3 protein-coding genes are annotated in these 2,061 nt (G+C 37.5%); all 3 read right to left on the reverse strand.

Annotated features, from left to right (window positions below):
- Positions 1-83: 83 nt before the first annotated feature.
- Positions 84-476, reverse strand: a complete 393-nt coding sequence (locus ABX784_RS17240) for a cupredoxin domain-containing protein (RefSeq protein ID WP_372656298.1) — start codon at positions 474-476, stop codon at positions 84-86.
- A gap of 112 nt (positions 477-588) precedes the next feature.
- Positions 589-1,143 carry a glutathione peroxidase gene (locus tag ABX784_RS17245; protein WP_372656299.1) on the reverse strand — a complete coding sequence of 185 codons (555 nt, stop codon included), beginning with the start codon at positions 1,141-1,143 and terminating at the stop codon, positions 589-591.
- Between the two features lie 11 nt (positions 1,144-1,154).
- Positions 1,155-2,061 (reverse strand): iron-containing alcohol dehydrogenase (locus tag ABX784_RS17250; RefSeq protein ID WP_372656300.1); only part of this gene is annotated, 907 nt, incomplete at its 5' end.

Below are 2,061 nucleotides of genomic sequence, written 5' to 3' on the forward strand. Positions count from 1 at the left end.
ACAATTGGTGCAAGGAAAGATGCAATAGCATCACTAAATACAGACGACATTCTAACCCCTGTTAAAAGTCTAGTTTACACCTACTATTCGTCTCTTGGGCGCCAAATCTTTACTCTTTTTTCAGATGCTATCTCACGTCTTATACGTTCTCTACGACTTATAGGGTGTTCTTGAACAACTATTTTTCCCTTAATACCCCCAACTGGGCAGTTTACTTCATAAACGCCAGGAGTAGAGAAAATCACAGTACTTTCAGATACTTCGCCTCTATTTGCAGAGAGAAATACATTCTTTTTTGGGATTGTTAAACAACTAGGTTTATTGGTTGTCGATGTAACAAAAAGCTTCATCGTCTCGCCACTAAAGACATGGATAACGTGAGGATAAAACCCTTCGTTAGTCACAATTACTGACTGCATTCGTTCAGGATTATCAAACTTGGTGCCTTGTAAATATGTCTCTTCTAAAGAGTGCACCTGTAGAGACAATAAGAATATCAGAAATATCGATAGATTTTTAATAACCTACTCCTTTGATAAGTTATCGGCGGAGCAGGTGCATTACTTTAGTATATGGATCAAGTATAACTTAACTGTTTGATTTAATGAGAGAATCGATTGAGGATTTAACTCTCTCATCCGTTGCCTCTACATCAGGAAAGTATCTAGCAACAATTTTCCCATCAGCAGAAACTAAAAATTTCTCAAAGTTCCATTTGATGTCTTTATCACTTCCAGTGATCAGACCCTTCTCAGTGAGTAGACCTTCAAATTGACCCTCTTCATTCTTAGTGTAAGTTACTTCTGCACTAGTTAACTCTTTATAGAGTTCGTGCTGACCTTCACCTTTCACAACAATCTTTGAGTTGACCGGAAAAGTTACATTATAAGTTAGAGAACAAAAGCTTTGAATTTCTTCATCACTTCCAGGTTCCTGACCTAAGAATTCATTTGCAGGAAAACCTAAAATCTCTAGACCTTGTTCTTTGTACTCATTGTATAGTTTTTGAAGACCTTCATACTGAGGTGTTAGTCCGCACTTTGAAGCGACATTTACTATAAGAAATGCCTTTGCATCAAAGTCCTTTAAACTTACATCTTCGCTTTTATTATTTTTAAATTTTATGTCTAATAAGTGACTCATACTATCTCCTTTTAATAAGCTTGTTCTAAAATATTTTTTACATCACTTAGACCTAAGTCTCCTGTTTCAGAGAGTGCAGTTAGCCCCATCTTCTCCATGTTTCCAACAACAGTGTTTAGCTCGTCTTGTTTTATATTGTAGTGAGATAGCTTTGTTACAATTCCTAGGCTATTGAAAAATTCCTCAGTTTTTTGAATCACAAGGTCAATCTTCTCATCATCTGAACCTTCGTTTATTCCCCAAACTCTGCTTGCATATTGAAGAAGTTTCTCTTTCTTTTGAACTCTTCTATCTCTTAGCATTGAAGGGAAAACGATTGCTAATGTACGTCCATGAGCTATTCCAAACATAGAAGTTAACTCGTGACCTATCATATGAGTTGCCCAGTCCTGAGGGACACCAACACCTATAATTCCATTTAAGGCCATCGTAGCGGACCAAATAAAGTTCTCTCTCGCCTCTACATTTGAATAATCACTATAAGTAGTTGGCCCATCTTCTATTAGAGTTTGAAGAATTCCTTCTGCAAAACGATCCTGTATCTTAGCGCTTGAAGGATATGTTAAGTACTGCTCCATCACATGAATAAATGCATCTGCCACACCATTTGCAATTTGCTCTTTAGGAAGAGTTTGCGTCAGCTCAGAATCAAGAAATGAAAATTTTGGATATGTTAGAGGAGACATCACAGGGTATTTTTGATTTTTAAATGTAATTACTGCGCCTGCGTTCATTTCAGAACCAGTGGCCGGAAGAGTTGCAATACAACCAAGAGGAAGTGCTTCTTCTTGAGGAGCGGGTGTGAAGCCGTTAAATAACAACCCTTCATATTTGTCTTCTGGAAGCTTAGATGCCAGAGCAATGAACTTAGTTCCATCCATTACAGATCCACCACCAATTGCGAGTAGAAACGTTATG

This window comes from Halobacteriovorax sp., from assembly GCF_041587335.1.
GTDB lineage: Bacteria > Bdellovibrionota > Bacteriovoracia > Bacteriovoracales > Bacteriovoracaceae > Halobacteriovorax.

Bases quoted from the DNA above. Each gene is read 5' to 3' on its own strand.
- ABX784_RS17245 (WP_372656299.1), bottom strand. From the start codon at position 1,143: ATGAGTCACTTATTAGACATAAAATTTAAAAATAATAAAAGCGAAGAT.